Consider the following 18982-nt stretch of genomic DNA (forward strand, 5'->3'; position numbering starts at 1 on the left):
ATGGCCGAGCCTCAAACGCTGGCGCAGAAGCTGATCGCGGCGGCCTGTGGCCGTGCTTCCGTTGCCGAGGGCGAAATCGTCACCTGTGCGGTCGACCTGGCCATGTTCCATGATTCCAGCGGTCCGCGCCGCCTGCAGCCCATGTTGCAGGAACTGGGCGCCACGCTGTGGGATCCATCCAGGATCGTGCTGGTCATAGACCACTACGTGCCCGAATCCGATGACGAGTCGCGCCGCATCGTGCGCATCGCGCGCGATTGGGCGGCCGAACAGCGCTTGCCCAACGTCTATGACTCGCTCGGCATCTGCCACGTGGTGGTGCCGCAGCATGGGCATATCCGCCCCGGCATGTTCTGCGTGGGCGGGGACTCGCATTCGCCTACCGGCGGGGCATTCGGCGCCTACATGTTCGGCATTGGCAGCACCGAGATGCTGGGCGTGGCCGTCACCGGGCAGATCTGGGTGAAGGTGCCGCAGACCCTGATGATGCGCTGGAGCGGCCGGCTGGCGCCGGGCGTGACCGCCAAGGACATGATGCTGCACATGATAGGCCGCTACGGCATGAACGGCGGCCGCTACCAGGCGGTGGAATTCTGCGGCGAAGCGGTGCGCGCCTTGTCGATGCAGGAACGCATGACCCTGTCCAACATGAGCGCGGAGCTGGGCTCGCAGGTCGGCCTGATTGCGCCGGATGCCACCACCGTTGCCTACCTGCGCGAGGCAGGCGTCACGGACGAGATCGATCTGGCGCGCTGGCGCAGCGACGAAGGGGCGCAGGCCGAATGGCACGATTTCGATGCCGCGGCGCTGGCGCCGCAGGTCGCCGCGCCGCACAGCCCGGCCAATGCGCGCGACGTGGACCAGTATGGCGACGTGCCGCTGCAAGTGGCCTATATCGGCGCCTGCACCGGCGCCAAGCTGGAGGACCTGCGCGCCGCGGCCAGCGTGTTGCGCGGCCACCGGCTGGCCGCCGGCATGCGCCTGATGGTGGCGCCGGCCAGCCGGCAGGACCAGCGCCAGGCCGAGGCGGAAGGGGTGATGCAGGCGCTGCGCGATGCCGGCGCGGACGTGCTGGCCACATCCTGCGGAGCCTGCGCGGGCTACGGCGGGTCCATCCCCGACGGCGCCAGCGTCATCGCCACCACGGCGCGCAATTTCAAGGGGCGGATGGGCTCGGAGACGGCCCAGGTCTATCTGGCTTCACCCTATACGGTGGCGGCATCGGCGATAGCCGGCCGCATCGCCGATCCGCGGGAGTTCATGGCATGACCGAGCAGTCCGTGACGCACCGCGTCTGGCGCGTGGGCGCAGATATCGACACCGACGCGCTGGCGCCGGGCGCGTATATGAAATTCGGCATCGACGAGATCGCGCGCCACTGCCTGCAGCGCGTTCGGCCCGAGTTCGCCGCCGGCGCGCGGCCGGGCGACGTGCTGGTGGCCGGTCCCAACTTCGGCATCGGCTCCTCGCGCGAACAGGCTGCCGCGGCGCTGGTGCGCCTGGGCATCGCCGCGGTGGTCGCGCCGTCCTTCAACGGCCTGTATTTCCGCAACGCCTTCAACGTGGGCCTGCTGCTGTTGACCTGCCCACAGGCCGAAACCCTGCAAGAGGGCGAGCGCATCGCCCTGGATCCCGCCGCCGGCCGCATCCGCCGCGCCGCGGGAGAACCTGCGGAACTGCATTGCGACACCGTGCCCGCCTTCCTGCTGGAAATGGTGCAGGCCGGCGGACTGCTGAATTTGCTGAAACAGCGCAAGACTCATTAGGAACCACATCATGCTTGACCCCGTCACACTCGCGGTCCTGAAAGGCCGCCTGGAACAGATCGCCGACGAGATGGACGCCACGCTGTACCGCAGCGCGTTCAACCCCATCATCGCCGAGGCCCACGACGCCTGCCACGGCATGTACGACGCTGCCACCGGCGCCACGCTGGTGCAGGGCAAGTCCGGCCTGCCGGTATTCGTGGGCGCGATGGCATTCGCCGTCAAGGCCGCGGCCAAGGCGGCCGCCGAGCGGGGCGGCATGGTCGACGGCGACGTCTGGCTGTTCAACGATCCCTACGAAGGCGGCACCCACGCCAACGACTTCAAGCTGGTGCGTCCGGTGTTCCGCGGCGGCAAGCTGTTCTGCTTCCTGGCCTCGGCGGCCCACTGGCATGACGTCGGCGGCGCGGTGCCGGGCAACTACAACCCCGCCGCCACTGAATGCTGGCAGGAAGCCGTGCAGATTCCGCCGGTGCGCATCGTGCGCGCGGGCGTGCTCGACCTGGACGTGCTGGCCATCCTGAAGGCCAATACGCGCCTGCCGGACAGCCTGTGGGGCGACCTGAACGGTCAGTTGGCGGCGCTGGAACTGGGCGCGGGCCGGCTGGATGGCCTGCTCGACGAATACGGCGACGCCACCGTGCTGGAATCGCTGGACACGCTGCGCGAACGGGCGCGCCGCCTGATGCGCGACCATATCTCGCGCCTGCCCGACGGCGAGTACGCCTTCGAAGACATGCTGGACAACGACGGCGTGCGCGACCAGCCGTTGCGCATCGCGCTCAATCTCATAGTCCAGGGCGAGCGTCTGACGCTGGATTTCACCGGTACCTCGCCGGCCTGCGCCGGGCCGGTGAACATCTCCCGCGCCACGGCGATCGCGGCCTGCTACGTGGCCCTGAAGCACCTGTTCCCGGACGTGCCGGCCAACGCCGGAGTGCTGGACGCGGTGGACGTGGTGCTGCCGGACGGCCTGGTGATCTCGGCGGACCGCCCGCGTCCGGTCGGCGGCTATACCGAAACCATCCTGCGCATGATCGACGTGATCTTCTGCGCCATGGCCCAGGCCGAGCCGGCGCGCGCGCTGGCGCAGGCCTACGGCACCATCAATGCCTTGTCGATCGCCGGCTACCGCAGCGACCCCGCCCGGCGCGGCCAGCGCTGGGTGATGTTCAGCTTCTTCGGCGGCGGCCACGGCGGCCATTCGGACGGCGACGGGCTCAGCCACGGCAATGCGCCCATCTCTACGGCCACCATTCCGCCGCTGGAGATCCTGGAGGCGGCCTATCCCGTGCGTTTCACGCAATGGGCGCTGCGGCCCGATTCGGCGGGCGACGGCCAGCACCGCGGCGGGCTGGGCGCCATCTATGAAATCGAACTGCTGGAAGACAGCGCCGAAGCCTTCATCTTCGGCGAGCGCGGCAAGAGCGCGCCCAAGGGCATCGCAGGCGGCAGGGAAGCGGCGCTGAACGTTTTCCGCTATCAGCAGGACGGTGGCTGGCAGACCCCGCCCATGCGTTCGAAGATGCTGGGCATCCAGCTCCAGCGCGGCGACCGGGTTCGGCTGGAAACGCCCGGGGGAGGCGGCTATGGCGAGCCTGCCGCGCGTACGCAGGCGGCGCGCGAGCATGACCGCAAGATGGGCTATGTAAGTGGAAATCTGAAGGAGCAGTCGGCATGAGCGCGGCACAAGGCTTGGTCGTAGGCGTGGACGTGGGCGGCACGTTCACCGATATATTCGTGCTGGACGAGGCGGGCGGTAGCGCCCGCGTGGTGAAGGTGCCTTCCACCCGCGGCGAGGAAGCGCGCGGCTTCATGAACGGCATTGCCCGCGTGGCCGATGGCGCGGACGCCATCGCCACCATCGTGCACGGCACCACGGTAGGCACCAACGCGCTGCTGGAGCGCAAGGTGGCGCGCACCGGCATCATCACCACGGCAGGTTTTCGCGACGTGCTGGAAATGCGCCGTCGCGACCGACCCCAGACCTGGGGCCTGCGCGGCAACTATGAGCCGGTGGTTCCGCGCGACCTGCGCCTGGAAGTCGAGGAGCGCGTGCTGGCCGACGGCACCATCGACACGCCGGTAAACCTGGCCCAGGTCGAGGCCGCGGCCCGCCAACTGCTGGAGCAAGGCTGCGAGGCGGTCTGCCTCTTCTTCGTCAATGCCTATGCCAATCCGGCCAATGAGGCGCAGGCCGCGGCCTGCGTGCGTGCGCTCTGGCCCAACGGCAACGTCACCGCCGCGACCGAGGTGCTGCCCGAGATCCGCGAATTCGAGCGCTGTTCCACGGCCGTGCTCAACGCCTCGCTGCAGCCGGTGGTCGGCGGCTATCTGACCCGGCTGGAAGCGGATCTGAAGGACAACGGCTTCGGCGGCGAACTGTTGGTGGTGCAGAGCAACGGCGGCGTGATGTCGCGCCAGACCGCTTGCGACGTGCCGGTGCGCACCGCGCTGTCGGGCCCGGCCGCGGGTGTCATCGCCTGCGCTGCGATCGCGCGCGCCGCAGGCTTTCCCAACGTGGTCAGCGGCGACATGGGCGGCACTTCCTTCGACGTGTCGCTGGTGGCGGACGGCGAGGCCTCGCTGTCGGCGCAGACCGCCATCGACTTCGGCATGGTGGTGCGCGCGCCCATGATCCAGATCGAAACCATAGGCGCGGGCGGCGGCTCGATTGCCAGCGTGGACGCGGGCGGCCTGCTGCAGGTGGGTCCCGAATCCGCCGGCAGCGTGCCGGGGCCGGCCTGCTATGGCCGGGGCAACACCCGTCCCACCGTGACCGACGCCAACGTGCTGCTGGGCCGCATCGCGGCCGAGCGCCCGCTGGGCGGTGGCCTGCTTGCCACCATGGACGTGGCGCTGGCGCGCGCCGCCATCGAGGAACACGTGGCCAAGCCGCTTGGCCTGGACGTGCATGCCGCGGCCGAGGCCATCCTGACCGTGGCCAATGCCAAGATGGCGGGCGCGATCCGCGTGGTGTCCATCGAGCGCGGCCACGACCCGCGCAAGTTCGCCTACATGCCGTTTGGCGGCGGCGGCGCGCTGCACGTCTGCGCCATGATGAACGAAGTGGACGCGGCACGCGGCATCGTGCCGCGCTACCCCGGCGTGACCTCGGCCCTGGGCTGCGTCATGGCCGACATGCGGCATGACGGCGTGCAGACCCTGAACGTGGCGCTCGCCGCCCTGGACGCCGACGACCTGCTGGCCCGCATCGACGGCCTGGCCTTGGCCTGCCAGGAGCGGCTCGATTCCGCCGGCGTGGGCTTTCAGGGCATACGCGAGAGCATCGAACTGGACATGCTGTACGTGGGTCAGAGCCATACGGTGCGAGTGGAAGTCGGCCGGGATGAACTGAACCGCGCCGGCATCGGCGCCGCCTTCGAGCGCGCTTACCGCGCTGCCTTCGGCCGCAGCCTGGACGGCATCGCGGTGCGCATCCTGAACCTGCGCTATGCGCGCATCGGCCAGCGCCCCAAGTTCGATCTGGCGCTGCTGGCGCCGACCAGCACCGCGATGCCGGACGCGCTGGGCACGCAGCCCGTCTTCCATGGCGGGCAATGGCATGACGCCGTGCGCTATGCGCGGCTGGACCTGCCGGTGGGCGCAGAGGTGGCGGGACCCGCCATCCTGGAGCAGCCCGACACCACGATCTGGATCGAGCCCGGCTTTGCCGGCCAGGTCGATTCCCTGGGCAATCTGCTGATCGCCCGCCAGGCTTCCTAGGAGCAGAGCCCATGTCAGCCTTCGATCCCCGCAGCACAGCGCTGGTCGTCATCGATCTGCAGAACGATTTCCTCGCGCCCGGCGGCGCCTACGACCGCGGCGGCGCTGTCAGTCCGCAGGCGCGGGCCTTGCCCGCCCGGGTCGCGCCCGTGGCCCGCAAGCTCAAGGAGCGAGGCGGCTTTGTGGCGGCCAGCCAGTTCACGCTATGGCCGGACGCGCACGGCGAACCCATGATCTCGCCGCATCTGCGGCAGTTGCGCCCGTTCCTGCGCAAGGGCGATTTCGTCGCCGGCTCCAAGGGGCAGGCCAACGTCGCCGAACTGGACGGACTGGTGGACGTGTCGGTCTGGAAGGTGGCGTATTCCGCCTTCTTCAATACCCAGCTGGACTGGGTGCTGCGGCGCGCGGGCATCTCCAACGTGGTGATCGCCGGCATCGTCACCAATGGCGGCGTGGCCAGCACCGCGCGCGACGCCCACATGCGGGATTATCACGTGGCGGTGCTGGCCGATGGCTGCGCCGCGCCCACGCCGGCCATGCATGATGCCGCGCTGGCGGATTTGCGCACCGTGGCCGATGTGCTGTCCTGCCAGGAATTCCTGGACAGGCTGGCCTCGTGAGCGCGCCGCAAGTCCTGCGGGGTGCAGCGCCTGGCGCGGACGCGATGCACGTGCCGGTGGCCATCATCGGCGCGGGCGCTTGCGGCCTGACCGCCGCGCTGCGCCTGGCCGATGCCGGCATCGAGACCGTGCTGATCGAGCGCGACGCCGCGCCCAGCGGCTCCACCGCCTTGTCGTCCGGCTTCATCCCGGCAGCGGGATCGGCGGCGCAGCGGGCCGCCGGCATCGAGGACGACGCGCAGCGCTTTGCCGCGGATATCCAGGCCAAGACCGGCGGCACGGCCGCGCCGCAGCTGGTCGATGCCTACACGGGCGCGGCAGCCGCCGCGATCGACAACCTTGCGCGCCACGGCCTGGATTTCCAGGTGCTGGACGGCTTCCTGTACCCGGGCCACAGCGCCCGCCGCATGCACACTTTGCCCGAGCGCACGGGCGCGGCCCTGGTGGCCGCGCTGGAGCGCGCCGCCACCGCAGCCGGAGCCTATCTGCTGACCCGCGCCCTGGCGCGGCAGATCTGGACGGACGAAGCCGGCCGCATCACGGCGGTGGGCTGCGAGCGGCCGGACGGCTCCATCGACGTGATCGGTTGCGACGTGCTGATCCTGGCCTGCAACGGCTTTGGCGGCAACGCGGCGATGGTGGGCAAACATCTGCCGGCCATGCGCGAGGCCGTCTACGGCGGCCACGTCGGCAACGACGGCAGCGCGATCGAATGGGGAGTCCAGCTGGGCGCGCGCCTGGCCGACCTGGGCGGCTACCAGGGGCATGGCTCCTGGGCCACGCCGCAGGGCGCACTGATCTCCTGGGCGGTGATGATGGACGGCGGCGTGCAGATCAATGGCGCGGGGCGGCGCTTTCATGACGAGACGCACGGCTATTCCGAGGCCGCGGTGCATGTGCTGGAGCAACCGGGCGGCGTGGCCTGGAACGTATTCGACGACCGCACGCTGGCGCTGGCGCGCGGCTTTCCGGACTTCGTCCAGGCAGAGGCGGGTCAGGCGCTGAAGACCTGCGCCGACGTTGCTGCGCTGGCGGGGGTGATCGGCTGCGACGAAGCGACGCTGCGCGCGACGCTCGCAAGCGTGGCCCCCGACGCCGCCGATCCGTACGGCCGGCGCTTCGAGCGGACGCTGCAGGCGCCATATCACGCCGTCAAGGTGACAGGCGCGCTGTTCCATACGCAAGGTGGCCTGGACATCGACGCGGATTGCCGCGTGCTGGACCAGATGGGCCATGCCTTGCCCAATCTGCTGGCCGCAGGCGGCGCGGCGCGCGGCGTGTCGGGCAACGACGTGTCCGGCTACCTGTCCGGCAATGGCCTGCTCAGCGCAGTGGCGGGCGGCCATATCGCCGCGGCGACCGCCGCATCCCTGCTGGGCCGCGAGCTTTCCTAGGATTTTCCAGACCATGCAAATACAGAATCTGCAAGCACAGCTGGCCGACGGCGCCGTGCTGGCTCCCGGCGTCTACGATGCCTTGTCCGCGCTGATCGCCGAACAGGCGGGCTTCGGCGCGCTATACCTGTCGGGCGCGTCCATCGCATACACGCGGCTGGGCCGCTCGGATATCGGCCTTACCACGTACAGCGAGGTCGAGGACACGCTGGCCCGCATCACCGAGCGGGTGGCCACGCCCGTTATCGTCGACGCCGACACCGGCTTCGGCAATGCCCTGAATACGCAGCGCACCGTGCGCGGCCTGGAGCGCGCCGGCGCCGCCATGATCCAGCTGGAAGACCAGACCTTTCCCAAGCGCTGCGGCCATCTGGACGGCAAGGCCGTGATTCCGGCCGCCGAGATGCGCGGCAAGCTGCGGGCCGCGGTGGATGCCCGCGCGCATGCGTCCACCTTGATCCTGGCACGTACCGACGCACTGGCAGTGGAGGGACTGGAAGCGGCTCTGGACCGTGCGGAATCGTATCTGGAAGCGGGCGCGGACGCGCTGTTCATCGAGGCGTTGCGCACGCCGGAGCAGATGCAGGCGGCGTGCAGCCGCTTTGCGCACCGCGCGCCGCTGCTGGCCAACATGGTCGAAGGCGGCAAGACCCCGGTGCAAAGCGCCGATGCCCTGACCGCGTTGGGATTCCGCATCGTCATCTTCCCGGGCGGCACGGCGCGCGCGGTGGCGCACACGCTGCAGGGCTACTACGCCAGCCTGCGCCAGCATGGCACGACCGCGCCGTGGCGTGAGGGCATGCTGGATTTCGACGGCTTGAACGCTGTGATCGGCACGCCCGAACTGCTGGAGCGCGGGCGCCGCTACGAAGGCTGAGGCCGGGGTGTCAGCGCGGCGTGCGCTGATGCGGCACCAGCGGCGGCACCGGCTGATCGGCGACCAGCTCCCAGAACGCCGGCAGGAAGCACTCGGCCACCAGCAGCGGCTGGCCCTGGCGCCAGAACACCGAGCGGCGCGCCCAGATGCGTCCGCCATCGCGGTCGCGCTGGCCGGCCGGCAACACGCCCAGCGCGGTGGCATGGAACGGTACCGGCGAGGCCAGCCGGCGGCAGGCAAACGGCGAACGCTCGACCGTGCTGTCGTGGTAAAGCATGTCCGCCAATGGCCGGGTCAGGAGGCGGCGCATGCCTTGCCAGGCGCCGTGAGAGGCGCGCAGCGGCGTCAGGCTGCGGGCAGGCACGCTGTCCACGCCATTGACCGACATCAGCACCTCGCGAATCCACACCGGCGTGCCGGGCGCGAGGCCCATCGCCCGCGCTTCGTCCGGCGGCGCGCCATCCGCGTATTCGGCCAGCACGCGCAGGCGCACCTGGCCAACCTGGCGCAAACCGGCGGTCAGCGCGCCGGGGCGGAACAGCCAGTGGCGCGGGGCAGGAGGCAGGATGGGAGGCGCGCTGGCCAGCCAGCCTGCGGCAAGGGGAGGGTGGTGTGCTGCGGGTTTGCTCATGGCTGCGTATTATGCCAAGCCGGGCGGGACGACCCAATGCGTCGCAATGACGCAGTGCCGGACTCCCGCCGGAATATCGTCCGGGAAAGCACTTATTGTCCCAGGAACCCGCGTCTCCCTATCATTCGCACACGGTCAACATTGACCTGAATGGCTTGCAGTACCCCGCAGCAATGATTGCTGCCTGAACATACAGTCTTGGCTATAGAAGCCCCCGACTTGCACGCAATGCGTGGTCGGGGGCTTTTTCGTTTTCAATTTCTGAATATGGAGCTCGCATGCAAGCGTCGGAACCGCAACGTTCTCCCGCCGCCGTGACCTGGGTGGCCAGCGTGCAGATGGAGCCCGCGATCGGCGAAACCGCCGCCAACATCGCGCGTTCCATCGAACTGGTGGAGCAGGCCGCGGCCCAGGGCGCGCGGCTGGTGGTGCTGCCTGAACTGGCCAACACGGGATATATGTTCGAGAGCCGCGAGGAGGCCTACGCCCTGGCTGAACCAGTGCCGGAAGGCCCCAGCTCGCAGGCGTGGATCGCGTCGGCGCAGCGCCTGGGCATCTATCTGGTGGCGGGCATCGCGGAGCGCGCCGGAGGGCGTCTCTACAACTCCGCACTGGTCGCGGGTCCGGATGGCTATCTGGGGACCTATCGCAAGCTGCATCTGTGGGGCGACGAGAACCTGTATTTCGAGGCGGGCGACCTGGGATTGCCGGTGTTCGACACCGAGCTGGGCCGCATCGGCGTGGCCATCTGCTACGACGGCTGGTTTCCCGAGGTCTACCGGCTGCTGGCGGTGCGCGGCGCGGACATCGTGGCGGTGCCGACCAATTGGGTGCCGATGCCGGGGCAGACCCGCGACGGACCGGTCATGGCCCATGCGCTGACCATGAGCGGCGCCCACAGCAACGGCTTGACAGTGGTGTGCGCGGACCGCGTCGGCACCGAACGCGGCCAGCCCTTCGTGGGCCGCAGCCTGATCGTGGGGTCCCAGGGCTGGACGGCGGCGGGACCCGCCAGCATCGACCAGGAGGAGGTGCTGCTGGCGCCCATAGACCTGAAGGCGTCGCGCCGTGCGCGCCAGTTGAACGATTTCAACCATGTGCTGCGCGACAGGCGCCGCGACATCTATGACGAGCAGTTGGGCGCCGCCGCAGGCCCGCGGCAACGCTGAATGACGGTCCACGGCCGTACCCCCCCAAGGAGAAAACCCATGAAGAGCCTATTGAATAGCTGCCGGATCCGACTGTCGTTTGTCGCACTGCTGGCTGGCGCCGCCAGCGCGCACGCGGCCGAACCGCTGCGCATCGGCGTGCCCGTCGGCCTGTCCGGCGCCAACAGCGTGGTCGCGCCGGGCGTGGTGCAGGCCTCGCAACTGGCGGCCGACGAGATCAATGCGGCCGGCGGCATCCTCGGCCGCCAGATCGTGCTGGAGATCGCCGACGATGCCTCGGGCGCGGTCGGGGCGCAGAAGGCCTACGACACCCTGGTGTTCCAGAAGAAGGTCGATGCCATCATCGCCATGGAAACCAGCGCGGCGCGCAACGCCGCGCTGCCCATCGTGTCGCGCGGCAAGGTGCCCTATATCTACACGTCATTCTATGAAGGGCGGTCGTGCAACCGCTGGCTGCACGTGAACGGCTGGGTGCCGGAACAGCAGGTCGCGCCGGTGGTGGACCACTTCATGCAGGACCGCAAGGCCAAGACCTTCTTCCTGGTGGGCAGCGACTACGCCTTCGGCCGCGGCATGCTCAAGTTCACGCGGGAATACATCGAAAAGCAGGGCGGACGCGTGGTGGGAGAAGAGTACCTGCCGATCGACGGTTCCGACTGGACGCCGGTGGTCTCCAAGATACGCTCGGCCAACCCGGACGCGCTGATCAGCTCGACGGCGGGCGGCGGGCCCAACGTCAGCCTGGCCAAGCAGGTCAAGGCTGCTGGCCTGGCCATGCCCTACGGCAATCTGGCGATCGACGAAGGCACGGCCAGGACCATGGGCGACACGGCAGTGGGCATGTACATGTCGGCCTCGTACCTGACCAGCATCGACACGCCGCAGAACCGCAAATTCCTGGACGCCCTGAAGGCGAAGTTCGGCAACGACGCCAAGACCGCCAACGAATTCTCCGCGCCGCAGTATGAAGCCTTCTACCTGTACAAGGCGGCCGTCGAAAAGGCTGGCGGCACCGATGCGCCCAAGGTGGTGCAGGCGTTGAGCGCGGTCACGTTCGATGGCCCGCGCGGCCCGGTGACCATGGACCGCCAGCGCCACGCGGCGCTGACCATGCGCCTGGGGCTGGTGCAGCAGGACGGTTCCATCAAGATCCTGCAAACCTTCGACAAGGTCGACCCGGGCGCGCAGTGTCCGGACCTGAAGTGACGGCCATGCCATGACAAGCGCCGCCGGTCCTGCCGGCGGCGCCGGAGAGCGATATGGGTTTGCTGCTGGACATCCTGAGCACGGCCGCCATGCTGTTCATCGTGACGGCCGGGCTGATGATCATCTTCGGCGTGATGAAGATCGTCAACTTCGCGCACGGCGCGATTCTTACGCTGGGCAGCTACGCCAGCCTGGTGGTGACGCAACTGGGGCTGAATCCCTGGCTGGCGCTGCCGTTCGCGTTGGCGGTCGGCGTGCTGGTGGGCATGGGCGTGGAACGGCTGATCGTGCAGCCGCTGTACAAGCGGCCGCTGGACGCCATCCTGGCCACCTGGGGACTGGGCATCGTGATCGGCCAGCTCATCACCATGGCCTTCGGGCGCGAAGTGAAGTTCGCCGATTCGCCCATCCACGGCGCCGTGTCCTTTCTTGGGACGGAGTATTCGGCATACCGCCTGTTCCTGGTGCCGGCGGCATTGCTGATGTATGCCGCGATGACCCTGCTGCTCAGCGGCACGCGCTTTGGCGTGCGGACCCGGGCGGTCATCATGAACGAGGATCTGGCGCGCGGCCTGGGCATCAACGCCGAGCGCATCCGCTTCACCACATTCGGCCTGGGCGCGGGGCTGGGCGCGCTGGCCGGCGCGCTGATCACGCCCCTGTCCAGCGTCGACCCGAACATGGGGCTGCCGTGGCTGGTCAGCGCCTTCATGCTGGTCATGGTGTCGGGCCATTCGATCACCGCGCTGCTGCTGACCTGCCTGCTCTATGGCGCCTGCCAGGTGCTGGTGAGCGTCTACGTCAGCCCGATCCTGGGCGGCGTCACCATCGCCGTCCTGGCCGCGCTGACGCTGCGTCTGCGTCCTCAAGGATTCGCCCATGACTGACCGCGCATTGATCCCTCAAACGCTGGCTGGCGCCGCTGACGACGCCTCGGCGCAAAAGACCGCGCGCAGCCGCAGCCTGCTGGGCCTGGCCGGGCTTTGCCTGGTCCTGACCGCGGCGGGTCCCTGGCTGTTCGACACCTATTTGCTGAACGTGCTGATCAAGGCGCTGTTCTTCGCCGTGGCGGCGGTCACCGTGGACGTGCTGTGGGGCTACACCGGCTACCTGACTTTCGGCCAGTCCGCCTTTTTCGGGGTGGGCGCGTACGCCGCGGGCCTGGCCTTCACGCACTACGGATTCTCGCCCGCGATCGCCGCGCTGGCTGCCTTGGCCGCGGTGGGCGCCGCGGCGCTGCTGGCGCTGGTGACGGGCTGGCTGTCGTTCTACCGTGGGGCCTCGCCATTCTTCGCCACGGTGATTTCGCTGGTGCTGCCCATCGTGCTGATGCAGCTGGTGCTGTCCGGCGGCACCTACACCGGCTCTTCATCCGGCCTGACGGGCTACGAAACCTTCGACCTGTCGCTGGAGGCCTGGTACGTGATCGCGGCAGGCGGCCTGTCGGCGGTGGCGCTGCTGGCCTGGGTGGTGGTGCGCAGCGACGGCGGCCGCGTCCTGGTGGCGCTGCGCGACAACGAGGCGCGGTGCAGCTACCTCGGGTTGAACACCGCCCATTGGCGCATCGCGTTGCTGGTGGCCTGCGGCGCGGTGGCAGGCCTGGCGGGCTTCGGCTATGGCGCGTTCAGCGGCGTGGTGGCGCCGGAGCTGACGGGCTTCGTCTTCGGCACGGAACTGATCATCTGGGTCGCGCTGGGTGGGCGCGGCACCATCTGGGGGCCGGTGCTGGGAGCCATCCTCATCAACGTCGCGGGCTCCTATCTCAGCGGCAACATGCCGTTCGTCTGGCAACTGCTGCTGGGCGTGACCTTTGTGCTGGTGATCCTGCTGCTGCCGCGCGGGCTGCTTCCCCTGCTGACCGCGCCCTGGCGCGCAAGGGCAGGGCGCGCGGCCATGCCCGCGCTGGGCGAGCGCGTCGTCCCTGCGCGGCAGGCCGGCGGCGCGGCCCAGGCCTTGAGCCTGGCGGGCGTGTCCAAGCACTTCGGGAGCCTGAAGGTGCTGGAAGGCATAGACCTGCAAGCCCGCGGCGGCGAACTGCTGGGGCTGATCGGCCCCAACGGCGCCGGCAAGACTACGCTGATGCGCTGTATCGCGGACGGCGCCGAACGTTCCCAGGGCAGGCTGGAACTCTATGGCCACGAAGTGCTGCGGCGCGATGGTCCTGAACAATGCGTGCGCCACGGACTGGGCCGCAAGTTCCAGAACGCCAACGTGTTCGACACGCTGACGGTGGCCGAAAGCCTGCGCATCGCGACCACGCTGCGCGAACGGCCGTCTTGGTGGCGCCGATCTTCCACGCTGGATCTGCCGCCCTATGCGCTTGAAACGTTGCGCGTGACCGGCCTGGACCAGTGCCTGGACCGTGTGGCGCGCGACCTGTCGCACGGACAGCAGCAGGCGCTGGAACTGGCGATGGTGCTGGCGCTGGAACCGGGCATCGTGCTGCTGGACGAGCCGACGGCCGGGCTGAGCAAGGCCGAACGCCTGCAGATCGGCCACGTGCTGTCGTCCCTGGCGCACCGTTATGGCCTGTGCTGCCTGCTGGTGGAACATGACCTGGATTTCGTCAAGGAGATCGCAACGCGCATCGTGGTCCTGCACCAGGGCCGAATCGTCATGGACGGAGGATTTCGCGAGGTCGTGGAATCCGAACTGGTGCGCACCATTTACGCCGGCAGCGCGCCGGCCGCGCAAGGAGCAGGGCAATGACGAGCATCGCAGCGCCGGCGTTGCGCATGGAAGCGGTATCCAGCGGCTACAAGAGGGCCATGGTGCTGCATGACGTGTCGCTCACGGTCGAGCGCGGCGCCTGCGTCGCGCTGCTGGGCAAGAATGGCATGGGCAAGAGCACCTTGCTCAAGACCGTCATGGGCTATCTGCCCAAGCAGCGCGGGCGGGTCAGCGTGGGCGGAGTCGACGCCACCCGGCTGCGGCCGCACGAAGTGGCGCGTTGCGGCGTGGCCTACGCCGCCCAGGAACAGCCGCTGTTTCCTGACCTGAGCATCCGCGACAACCTGCGCCTGGGGCTGCCGCGCGACCAACTCTTCGACGAACGCTTCGCCGAGATCGCGGAGCTGTTTCCGGTGTTCACGAGCCGCCTGCGCCAGCACGCCGGCACCCTGTCGGGCGGAGAGCAGAAAATGCTGCTGGTGGCGCGCGGCCTGATGCAGCGGCCCGCGCTGCTGCTGTTGGACGAGATTACGGAAGGGCTGCAGCCCTCGGTGATCGAGCGCCTGGGCCGCGCGCTGAACTGGGAACGCGAGCGGCATGGCACGACGATGTTCATCGTGGAGCAGAACGTGGCGTTCGCGCTGGACGTGGCCGATCGCTACCTGGTGCTCAAGCAGGGCAGCATCGTCGATGAAGGCGAGGCTGGCGCGCCAGAGGCGGCGGGCAATATCATTGCTCATCTGAAAGTATGAAGGCCACGCGGCCCGGATTCGCCATGACGCACACGCGCACTACCCGTTCAAGGATTCCCTCATGAGTACGCCCCAGGACAAGCACGCAGAGCGGCCGGGCTGGCGCATCGGCGTGCTTTATTCGCGCAGCGGCGTCACCGGAACCACGGAATCGCAGCACTTCTTCGGCACGGTACTGGCGGTGGAAGAGATCAACGAACTGGGCGGCGTTCTGGGGCGGCCGCTGGCGCCGGTGGTGTACGACCCGCGCAGCGACGCCGAAGAGTACCGTCGGCTGGCGGCCAGGCTGCTGCTGGACGACGAGGTCAGCGTCATCTTTGGCGGCTGCACCTCGCACTGCCGCAAGGCCATGCTGCCGGTGGTGGAGCGCAGCAATTCCCTGCTGTGGTACGGCTCGGTCTACGAAGGCTTCGAGTATTCGCCCAACGTCATCTACACCGGCGCGGCGCCGAACCAGGGCAGCATGCAGCTGGCTGCATACCTGATCCAGAACTGCGGTTCGCGCATCTTCCTGGTGGGCGCGGACTATATCTACCCGCGCGAGACCAACCGCATCATGCGCGAGACGGTCGAGGAGCATGGCGGCGAGATCCTGGATGAAACCTATCTGCCGCTGGGCTGCGACGACAGCGAGATCAACGACGTGGTGGCGGACATCCGCCGCATCCAGCCCGACGTGGTGTTTTCCACCTTGATCGGCTCCGATGCGCAGCGCTTCTACCAGCGCTACCACGAGGCCTGCCAGGCCGAGGGCGCAGCCACCGCGCACATCCCCATCGCCAGCCTGACCATGGCGGAGTCGGAGGTGGCGGAGATCGGACCGCGGCGCTGCGTGGGCCACATCACCGCTGCGACCTATTTCAATACCGTGGATACGCCCGCCAACGCGCATTTCCTGGAACGCTGGCGCGCCCGCTTCGGCGACCATCCCGCCAGCGTCTATGCCGAGACCTGCTATAGCCAGATGCACCTGTTCGCACGTGCCTTGCAGCGCGTGGGCAGCATGGACACCCGCAAGCTGGTGCAGGCGGTGCATCAGGTGCAGTTCGACGCGCCGGACGGGCAGATGTCCGTGCTGGCGGAAAACAACCATAGCGTGCTGACGCCGCGCATAGGCGTGTGCCGCGAGGACGGGCGCTTCGACATCGTCTGGGAAAGCGACGAACCCGTGAAGCCGGACCCGTACCTCACCGCGTTCGGCCTGGACGAGTTCTGGTTGAAATAGCCATGGACCATAGCCTACGCCGCCTCTACGAGGACCTGCGCAGCGTGGCCGTCGCCGTGGTGTATCCGCCCGGCGAGGATCGCGACCTGCTGGTCGAACAGCTCAAGCGCATCGGTTGCCGCATCCATCTGCACTGGCCGTTTCCGGATGGCCCGCCCGCAGGGGTGGACGTCATCTTCTTCCAGGTATCGCAATGCGGCCGCAACAGCGCCGCCTGGACGGCCAGCGAGGTCGAGGCCACCCTGATCGCCTTGTCCGAGTACGAAACCCCGACCACGTTGAAGCAATTGCTAAAGACCAATGCGCACGGCGTGCTGACGCGGCCGTTCCGCTCGGCGGGCGTGCTCAGCACGCTGGTGCTGGCGCGTTCGGCCAAGCAGTTCCAGAGCCGCCAGCAGTCCAAGATCAACAAGCTGGAAAGCACGATCAAGGCGCGGCGCGTCATCGAGAAGGCCATCCGCGTGCTGATGGACCACCAGCGCCTGGACGAGCGCGCCGCCTATGAGCACATGCGGACCCGGGCGACGGGCCTGCGCGTAAGCGTCGCGGAAGTGGCCGCGATGATCGTCGAGGCCAGCGAGGCCATGGAAAAGCTTGGCCTGGGGGCCTTGCGCCCGGGGCCGTCCCAGAACAACTGAACACACGGAATGCGCATGCCGAGGAGCCGGACAATGAAGGTCATGATCGCCCGCCTGAACCACGAGACCAACACGTTCTCGCCGGTGCCCACGCCGCTGTCCGCGTTCGGCAATGACGGTCCCGCATTCGGCGCCCAGGCTTATGCCGAGAACAAGGGCAAGCGCACGGCCATGTCGGCCTTCATCGACATTGCCGAGGCCAACGGCGCGACCGTGGTCACGCCGGTTTCCGCGACTGCCTACCCCAGCGGCCCGGTGTCGGCGGATGCCTACAGCCGACTGTGCGACGCGATCGTGGCCGGCGCGCAGGGCTGTGGCGCCATCCTGCTCGATCTGCATGGCGCGATGGTGGCCGAGACCACCGACGATGGCGAGGGCGACTTGTTGGAGCGCCTGCGGCGGCGCACGCCGGACGTGCCCATCGCCGTGGCGCTGGATCTGCACGGCAATGTCACGCCCAAGATGATGGCCAACGCCGACGTGGTCGTCAGCTTCAAGACCTACCCGCATGTGGACATGTACGAGACCGGGGAGCACGCGGGCCGTATCCTGTATGACTGGCTCAACGGCGGTCCGCGCCCGGTCATGGCTTGGCGCCGCCTGCCGCTGATGACGCACACCCTGCGCAGCGCCACGGCCCAGGGCGCCATGCTCCGCGCGGTGCAGGCGGCGCGGGGCGCGGAAAAGGGCGGCATCCTGGGCGTCTCCGTGCTGGCGGGCTTCGCCCTGGCTGACATCCCCAACCCATGCCTGAGCGTGGTCGTGGTGGGCTCCGGGCCGCAGGAGCAGGCGGAACGGGTCGCAAGCGAAATGGCGCAGGCCATCTGGGCCGAGCGCGACGGTTACTTCTACGACAGCGAACCCCTGGGCGAGTCGCTGGCCCGCGCGGCGCAACTGGCCCGTGGCGCGGACAAGCCCGTGCTCCTGCTGGATCATGGCGACAACTGCATGTCCGGCGGCACCTGCGACACCATGGAGGTGCTGACAGCCGCGGTCGACGCCGGCCTGACGGGCATCATTGCGGGCCTGTACTGTGACCCCGAGGCCGTCGCCGCGCTGGCCGCGGCGGGCGAGGGCGCGCAGGTGGAGCTGGCGGTGGGCAACAAACGGCCGATTCCGGCCATCGGCCGCCCGGCGGCGCCCGTGTTGCTGCGCGGGGTGGTCCGCGCCGTGACCGGCGGCGAATATGTCATTACCGGTCCGACGTACACGGGGCAGACGGCATGCATGGGCCGCAGCGCGGTGCTGGACATAGGCGCTGCGCAATTGGTGATCACCGAGAGAACGCACGAGCCCTGGGACCTGGGCGTGTTCGAGAGCATGGGGCTGGACCCGCGCCGGGCACGCTTCGTGCTGGTGAAGTCGCGCATGTATTGCCGCCCTGTGTTCGAACCTATCTCCCAGGCGCTGGTGGAATGCGCCAGCGCGGGCGTCACGAGCTCGGACTTCGCGCTGTTTCCCTATCAGCGGCGCAGCCGGCCGCTCCATCCGCTGGATCCGATGGCGCCGTCGGACTACGACCCCGCGGCATGAAGAGTGTGGCGCATGGCGTCCGCATACAATACCGGCCATGGAAAAAGTACGTATCTCCAAGCTCATGTCCGAGCGTGGGCTGTGTTCGCGCCGCGAGGCCGACACCTATATCGAGCGCGGCTGGGTCCGCGTGGACGGCGCCGTGGTGTCCGAACTGGGCGCGCGGGCCTACCCTGACCAGGTCATCACCCTGGAACGCGCCGCGCAGGCGCGCCAGACCTCGCGCGTCACCATCCTGATCAACAAACCCGTGGGCTACGTCTCGGGCCAGGCGGAAAAGGGCTACACGCCCGCCGTGGCCCTGATCGACTCCCGCTCCCGCTTTGCGGGCGACCGCGCGCCGCAGCGTTTCGAGCGTTCGCACCTGGACGGGCTGGCCGTTGCCGGCCGCCTGGACATCGATTCCCAAGGCCTGCTGGTGCTGACCCAGGACGGCCGCATCGCCAAGCACCTGATCGGCGAAGATTCCAGCGTGGACAAGGAATACCTGGTGCGGGTGCAGGGCAACCTGTCCGACAACGGGCTGGCGCTGCTGAACCATGGTCTGTCCCTGGACGGCAAGGCGCTCAAGCCGGCGCAGGTGCGTTGGCAGAACAGCGACCAGCTGCGTTTCGTGCTGCGGGAAGGCAAAAAACGGCAGATCCGGCGCATGTGCGAACTGGTCGGCCTGAAGGTAATCGGCCTGAAACGCGTGCGCATCGGACGCGTGTCGCTAGGCGACCTGCCGCTGGGCCAATGGCGCTACCTGCGTGAAGACGAGCGCTTCTGATTGGTC

17 protein-coding genes are annotated in these 18982 nt (G+C 68.6%); 16 read left to right on the top strand and 1 reads right to left on the bottom strand.

Annotated features, from left to right (window positions below):
- From IB257_RS01050 to IB257_RS01080, 7 genes are read left to right on the top strand one after another with little or no spacing between them, the layout of a single operon-like run.
- On the top strand, nucleotides 1-1269 hold the full coding sequence (locus IB257_RS01050) for a 3-isopropylmalate dehydratase large subunit (RefSeq protein WP_175182118.1): 1269 nt from the start codon (nucleotides 1-3) through the stop codon (nucleotides 1267-1269).
- Entirely contained in the window at nucleotides 1266-1766 is a 501-nt protein-coding gene (locus tag IB257_RS01055; RefSeq protein ID WP_054456621.1) for a 3-isopropylmalate dehydratase, read from the top strand. The genes IB257_RS01050 and IB257_RS01055 overlap by 4 nt, the downstream gene beginning before the upstream one ends.
- 10 nt (nucleotides 1767-1776) lie before the next feature.
- Nucleotides 1777-3447 carry a hydantoinase B/oxoprolinase family protein gene (locus IB257_RS01060; RefSeq protein WP_054456622.1) on the top strand — a complete coding sequence of 557 codons (1671 nt, stop codon included), beginning with the start codon at nucleotides 1777-1779 and terminating at the stop codon, nucleotides 3445-3447.
- Entirely contained in the window at nucleotides 3444-5492 is a 2049-nt protein-coding gene (locus IB257_RS01065; RefSeq protein WP_192354166.1) for a hydantoinase/oxoprolinase family protein, read from the top strand. The genes IB257_RS01060 and IB257_RS01065 overlap by 4 nt, the downstream gene beginning before the upstream one ends.
- Nucleotides 5493-5503: 11 nt before the next feature.
- Entirely contained in the window at nucleotides 5504-6112 is a 609-nt protein-coding gene (locus IB257_RS01070) for a cysteine hydrolase family protein (protein ID WP_054456624.1), read from the top strand.
- Nucleotides 6109-7506: an FAD-dependent oxidoreductase gene (locus IB257_RS01075; protein WP_119449515.1), complete on the top strand. Its 1398-nt coding sequence runs from the start codon at nucleotides 6109-6111 to the stop codon at nucleotides 7504-7506. Before IB257_RS01070 ends, IB257_RS01075 begins: the two co-directional genes overlap by 4 nt.
- 13 nt (nucleotides 7507-7519) lie before the next feature.
- A complete protein-coding gene (locus tag IB257_RS01080; RefSeq protein ID WP_192491736.1) occupies nucleotides 7520-8383 on the top strand; it encodes an oxaloacetate decarboxylase in 864 nt (287 codons plus the stop codon).
- Between the two features lie 10 nt (nucleotides 8384-8393).
- Here IB257_RS01080 and IB257_RS01085 read toward each other — a convergent pair whose 3' ends face one another.
- Entirely contained in the window at nucleotides 8394-9014 is a 621-nt protein-coding gene (locus IB257_RS01085) for a chorismate lyase (protein ID WP_119449517.1), read from the bottom strand.
- Nucleotides 9015-9292: 278 nt separating this feature from the next.
- Here IB257_RS01085 and IB257_RS01090 point away from each other — a divergent pair, with 278 nt between their 5' ends.
- The 9 genes from IB257_RS01090 to IB257_RS01130 all read left to right on the top strand — a co-directional run bounded on the left by IB257_RS01090 (nucleotide 9293) and on the right by IB257_RS01130 (nucleotide 18976).
- On the top strand, nucleotides 9293-10183 hold the full coding sequence (locus IB257_RS01090; RefSeq protein WP_192491737.1) for a nitrilase family protein: 891 nt from the start codon (nucleotides 9293-9295) through the stop codon (nucleotides 10181-10183).
- Nucleotides 10184-10222: 39 nt separating this feature from the next.
- Nucleotides 10223-11389: a substrate-binding protein gene (locus IB257_RS01095; protein WP_192491738.1), complete on the top strand. Its 1167-nt coding sequence runs from the start codon at nucleotides 10223-10225 to the stop codon at nucleotides 11387-11389.
- A gap of 53 nt (nucleotides 11390-11442) precedes the next feature.
- Nucleotides 11443-12276, top strand: coding sequence for a branched-chain amino acid ABC transporter permease (locus tag IB257_RS01100; RefSeq protein WP_054456630.1), 834 nt, complete (start codon nucleotides 11443-11445; stop codon nucleotides 12274-12276).
- Nucleotides 12269-14098, top strand: coding sequence for an ATP-binding cassette domain-containing protein (locus tag IB257_RS01105; protein ID WP_192327404.1), 1830 nt, complete (start codon nucleotides 12269-12271; stop codon nucleotides 14096-14098). Before IB257_RS01100 ends, IB257_RS01105 begins: the two co-directional genes overlap by 8 nt.
- Nucleotides 14095-14811, top strand: a complete 717-nt coding sequence (locus IB257_RS01110; RefSeq protein ID WP_082401195.1) for an ABC transporter ATP-binding protein — start codon at nucleotides 14095-14097, stop codon at nucleotides 14809-14811. The genes IB257_RS01105 and IB257_RS01110 overlap by 4 nt, the downstream gene beginning before the upstream one ends.
- A 61-nt stretch (nucleotides 14812-14872) precedes the next feature.
- A complete protein-coding gene (locus IB257_RS01115) occupies nucleotides 14873-16036 on the top strand; it encodes a transporter substrate-binding domain-containing protein (protein ID WP_054456632.1) in 1164 nt (387 codons plus the stop codon).
- Nucleotides 16037-16038: 2 nt separating this feature from the next.
- The gene (locus tag IB257_RS01120; protein WP_054456633.1) at nucleotides 16039-16674 is read left to right on the top strand and encodes an ANTAR domain-containing response regulator; all 636 of its coding nucleotides are present in this window, start codon (nucleotides 16039-16041) and stop codon (nucleotides 16672-16674) included.
- A 33-nt stretch (nucleotides 16675-16707) separates the two neighbouring features.
- Nucleotides 16708-18207: a M81 family metallopeptidase gene (locus IB257_RS01125; RefSeq protein ID WP_192491739.1), complete on the top strand. Its 1500-nt coding sequence runs from the start codon at nucleotides 16708-16710 to the stop codon at nucleotides 18205-18207.
- A 37-nt stretch (nucleotides 18208-18244) separates the two neighbouring features.
- Nucleotides 18245-18976 (top strand): pseudouridine synthase, encoded by a 732-nt coding sequence (locus IB257_RS01130; protein WP_054456635.1) that lies wholly within the window; start codon nucleotides 18245-18247, stop codon nucleotides 18974-18976.
- The last annotated feature ends 6 nt before the right edge of the window (nucleotides 18977-18982 follow it).

The sequence above is a fragment of the Achromobacter sp. ACM03 genome (assembly GCF_014851665.1).
In the GTDB taxonomy this organism is placed as follows: Bacteria; Pseudomonadota; Gammaproteobacteria; order Burkholderiales; family Burkholderiaceae_B; genus Achromobacter; species Achromobacter aegrifaciens.